Raw genomic sequence first — 4,685 nt, 5'->3', positions numbered from 1 at the left:
TTCGGAACGCCGCGGGCGCTCTCCAGCCACGCCACCGCTTGGCGTTCGCTGCCGAGTTCGTCCACCAGCTTCAGCGGCACGCTCTGGCGACCGCTGAAGACCCGGCCGTCCGCGACGGTGTTGAGCTGACCCGGATCCATGCCACGGCGCTCGGCCACGAGGTCCTTGAACCACGCAAAGGTGTCGCCGACGACGGATGCCAGGGCGGCGCGCGCCTCCGGCGACGTCGGAGTGAAGCCCGACGGCTCTGCCTTGAGCGGCGACGACTTCACCGACTCCACCTTCACCCCGACCTTGTCGAGAAGACCCGAGACATCCGGGTATTGGAACAGCACCCCGATCGAACCGACGAGGCTCGTCTCCCGCGCCACGATATGGTCGGCCGCGATGGCGGTGATGTAGGCACCGGACGCTGCTGTGCCGTCCACAAAGGCGACGATCGGCTTCTTGGCGGCGAGCGCCCGCAGGTTGCGGAAGATCTCCTCCGAGCCCGTGGTGGTACCGCCGGGCGAGTTGATCGAGACGACCACGCCCTTCACGGCATCGGCGTCGCCGACCCGCTTCATCAGCTTGGCGGTCGCTTCGCTCCCGGCGATGAAGCCCGAGACCGAGATTCGGGCGATCTGCGGCCGCACGGCGAAGCCACCTTCCGCGCCGGTCTGGACCCGGTAACCGAGGGCGCCGACCGCAACGATCAGGCCGCCGACGCCGAGCACGCGCCAGAGAGACAACCTGCGGCGCAGGCGCCGCCGGTCGATCAGCAGTTCGGCGTCGGCTGCCATGCTGTGCCTTCCCCTGAAGCCCCCTGCCGGCCCCTCGACGGGGTGCGGGAGCAACGTCCCGCGTGCGGCAAGTCTTTGGTTTCCTTCGGCTCGCTCGGTCCGAACCGTGCAAGGCCGGTGTTCTAGAGCATTTACCGCGGGCGTGGATATGGGGCGGGCGAAGAAAATGACCGGGCGGCCTGTCGCTGTCGCGCCGGGACCGGTCGACGCGCCCGGAGGTGCCCCGTTGGCAACCTGGGATTGCCGATCGCAAAAAAGAACCCGCGCCAGACGTCGGTCCGGCGCGGGTCTCAAACCCTCGGCTCCGCCGCCCGGACAGGCCCGGCGGCGGAGGGCGGTGTCTTACTCGTCGTCGGAGCGCTTCTTGTTGAAGGCGGCACCCAGGATGTCGCCGAGGGAGGCGCCGGAATCGGCGGAACCGAACTGAGCCATCGCCTCCTTCTCCTCGGCCATTTCGAGGGCCTTGATCGAGACCTGCACGCGGCGGGCCTTCCGGTCGAACTGAACGACGCGGGCGTCGAACTTCTCGCCGGCGGCGAAGCGCTCGGGGCGCTGGTCGCCGCGGTCGCGGGCCAGCTCGGCCCGGCGGATGAAGGTCTGCATGTCGGTGTCGACGATCTTCGCCTCGACGCCGGCATCCTTCACCTCGATGACCTCGCAGGTGACGATCTGGCCCTTCTTGATCTCGCCGGCCTCGGCGAAGGGGTCACCGCCGAGCTGCTTCACGCCCAGCGAGATCCGCTCCTTCTCGACGTCGACGTCGAGAACCTGGGCGCGGACCATGTCGCCCTTCTTGAACTCCTCGATGACCTGCTCGCCGGGACGGTTCCAGTCGAGATCCGACAGGTGGACCATGCCGTCGACGTCGCCCTCGAGGCCGATGAACAGGCCGAACTCGGTCTTGTTCTTGACCTCGCCCTCGACCTCGGAACCGACCGGGTGCTTCTCGGCGAAGCCCTCCCAGGGGTTCTGCAGGGTCTGCTTGAGGCCCAGCGAGATGCGGCGCTTGACGGGATCGACCTCAAGGATCTGAACCTCAACCTCCTGAGAGGTGGAGACGATCTTGCCCGGGTGGACGTTCTTCTTGGTCCAGCTCATCTCGGAGACGTGGATCAGGCCCTCGATCCCCGGCTCCAGCTCCACGAAGGCGCCGTAGTCGGTGATGTTGGTCACGCGGCCCTTGAGCTTGGCGCCCTCCGGGTAGCGGGCGGCGATGCCCTCCCACGGATCGGCGAGCAGCTGCTTGATGCCGAGCGAGATGCGGTGCGTCTCGTGGTTGATCTTGATGATCTTGACCTTGACCGTCTGGCCGATGGTCACGACCTCGGACGGATGGTTCACGCGGCGCCACGCCATGTCGGTGACGTGCAGCAGGCCGTCGATGCCGCCGAGATCGACGAAGGCGCCGTACTCGGTGATGTTCTTGACGACGCCGTCGATGACCTGACCTTCCTCGAGGTTGGCCACCAGCTCCGAGCGCTGCTCGGCGCGGCTCTCCTCAAGCACGGTCCGGCGCGACACGACGATGTTGCCGCGGCGGCGATCCATCTTGAGGATCTGGAACGGCTGCGGGGTGCCCAGCAGCGGGGTGACGTCGCGGACCGGACGGATGTCGACCTGCGAGCGCGGCAGGAACGCCACGGCGCCGTCGAGGTCGACGGTGTAGCCGCCCTTGACCTGGTTGAAGATCGTGCCGGTGACGCGGTCGTTGTTTTCGAACGACTTCTCGAGCTTGACCCAGCTCTCCTCGCGGCGCGCCTTGTCGCGCGAGATGACGGCTTCGCCGAGGGCGTTCTCGATCCGGTCGACGTAGACCTCGACCTCGTCGCCGACCTTCAGCTCGCCTTCCCGGCCGGGGCCGGTGAATTCCTTCAGCGCGACACGGCCTTCCGTCTTGGCGCCGATGTCGATGACGGCCACGTCCTTCTCGATCGCGACGACGCGACCCTTGACGACGGAACCTTCGGTGATCTCGTGTTCGAGGAAGCTCTCCTCGAGGAGGGCGGCGAAATCGTCGCGGCTCGGGCTGCGCCCCAGAGCGGTACCAGCGGTCATTCTGTCTCCTGAACGGCCTCCGGCGGAGGCCCGTTGCGTCGGCGGCTCGCGTTGCACGCACCCCCGCTCGCCGCGGCCGCTCCCTTGGATCTCCCGGGAGAGGCGACCGGTCCCGCAGGATCCGGCTTGCCGACGCGTCGATACGGATGACGAGGGCGGTCCAGCCGGCGGCTCGGCGGCCGCGCCAGATGACGAGCGCGCGCGAGCGGGTCCGGAAAGACCCGCGTGCCATACAGCAACGGCCCTGCGACTTCAACCGAAAGGGTTTTTCGGTGCGGGACCGCGTGACTGCGCCGCGGCCACGTGCCAGTCTTGCAGGGGATCGAACGGACGCGATAGGTCCGCCAGCCTGACGGAGCATGTCCCGGATCCGCTCAGTGCCCCCGCGAAGACCGTCTCGGTCCGGGGGCGGCTCGCTGGCGCGGGGGTCCGGCGACGGGTTGGGGGAAGAGAACGTGCCGCGCTTCGAATTCGGCTCCTGCCCGGATGGCAGCCACACTCCCGGACCGGTACCCGGCGCGTGGATCGAGGCCTGACGTCCGATGCCGACCGCCCACACCATGCCGATGGAGATGCTGACGCGGAAGCTCGACAGCATCACGCGTCTCGGCGAGGCCGAGCGCAGCGCGCTCCTCAGCCTGCCGCACACGGTCCGGAGTTTGCCCGCCCGCCACGACATCGCCCGGTTCGGCGACAGGCCGTCGCACTGCTGTCTCGTGCTGCAGGGCTGGGTCTCCCGCTACGCCGCCCTCTCCGACGGTGACCGACAGATCCTGTCGTTCTACGTCGCGGGGGACATGCCGGACCTGCAGAGCCTGCACCTGCACCGGATGGATCACAACCTCGCCACCCTGACGGCCTGCGTCATCGCATTCATCCCGCACGACGAGCTCCGGCCGGTCCTCCGGCGCCATCCCGACCTCGCGGACGCCCTGTGGCGCGACACCCTGATCGACGCCGCGCATTACCGGGAGCGGATCACCAGCCTGGGCCGGCGGCAGGCCCTCGGCCGTGTCGCGCACGTGTTCTGCGAATTGTATCTCCGGCAACGGGTCGTGGGCCTAGCGACCGGGCCGAGCTGTCCGCTGGCGCCGAAGCAATCGGAACTGGCCGACGCCCTCGGCCTCACCAGCGTCCACCTCAACCGGGTGCTGCGCACGCTCCGTCAGCGGAAGCTGGTCACTCTGACGGGCGGCGTCCTGACGATCGAGGATTGGGATGAGCTGGTGACCGTGGCCGAGTTCGACCCCACCTTCCTGCACCAGGACAACGACGCCCCGGCCATCCATGAGGCGGCCAAGATCGCTTAGCATTCCGAGCCGCGCCCGAATGGGTTCGGCGTGGGGCCTCGCGGCTCACGCGCCGCCGCGTGGCCAGCGCGGACTTCGCGCCGGCTTGTCGGCACAAGGCCACTCGGTTCAGGCCGCCTGGGCGAGAGCATCCTGCGTGTCGTGCACCGCGTCGGTGTGAACATCGAACTGGATGAGCTGGGCGGTTCCGAAGCTCGTCGTGAGCGCGCAGTCGGTGGCGTCGCGACCGCGGGCCATGACGATGCGGCCGATGCGCGGGCGGTTGTGCCGGGCGTCGAACGTGTACCAGCGCGGCCCCTCCGGCCCGTGAAGATAGACCTCGAACCACGCGGAGAAGTCCATCGGCGCCGGATCCTTCGGGACGCCGATGTCGCCGAGGTAGCCGGTGGCGTAGCGCGCCGGGATGTTCATGCACCGGCACAGGGTGATCGCCAGATGGGCGAAGTCCCGGCACACCCCCACGCGCTGCGTGTAGCCGTCGAAAGCGGTGCGCGTGGCGTCGGCCTGCTGATAGTCGAAGCGCAGCCGGGTATGGGCG

4 protein-coding genes are annotated in these 4,685 nt (G+C 68.5%); 1 reads left to right on the top strand and 3 read right to left on the bottom strand.

From position 1 onward, the window contains the following. Together sppA and rpsA are read right to left on the bottom strand one after the other, a co-directional pair. A partial coding sequence (gene sppA, locus MKK82_RS24095) for a signal peptide peptidase SppA (protein WP_243987080.1) occupies window positions 1-782 on the bottom strand: 782 nt, incomplete at its 3' end. A 342-nt stretch (window positions 783-1,124) separates the two neighbouring features. Further along, window positions 1,125-2,837, bottom strand: a complete 1,713-nt coding sequence (gene rpsA / locus MKK82_RS24090; protein WP_238290760.1) for a 30S ribosomal protein S1 — start codon at window positions 2,835-2,837, stop codon at window positions 1,125-1,127. Between the two features lie 542 nt (window positions 2,838-3,379). Between rpsA and MKK82_RS24085 the strand changes: the two genes are divergently transcribed. Next, complete coding sequence (locus MKK82_RS24085; protein WP_238290761.1) at window positions 3,380-4,147, top strand: Crp/Fnr family transcriptional regulator; 768 nt, start codon at window positions 3,380-3,382, stop codon at window positions 4,145-4,147. Between the two features lie 108 nt (window positions 4,148-4,255). Here the strand turns inward: MKK82_RS24085 and MKK82_RS24080 are convergent. After that, window positions 4,256-4,685: transglutaminase-like domain-containing protein (locus MKK82_RS24080; RefSeq protein WP_243987079.1), on the bottom strand; the 430-nt coding region annotated here is incomplete at its 5' end.

The sequence above is a fragment of the Methylobacterium sp. E-046 genome (genome assembly GCF_022829625.1).
In the GTDB taxonomy this organism is placed as follows: Bacteria; Pseudomonadota; Alphaproteobacteria; order Rhizobiales; family Beijerinckiaceae; genus Methylobacterium; species Methylobacterium longum.
Note: the sequence above shows the minus strand (reverse complement) of the source record. Positions and strands in the feature narration are given on the sequence as shown.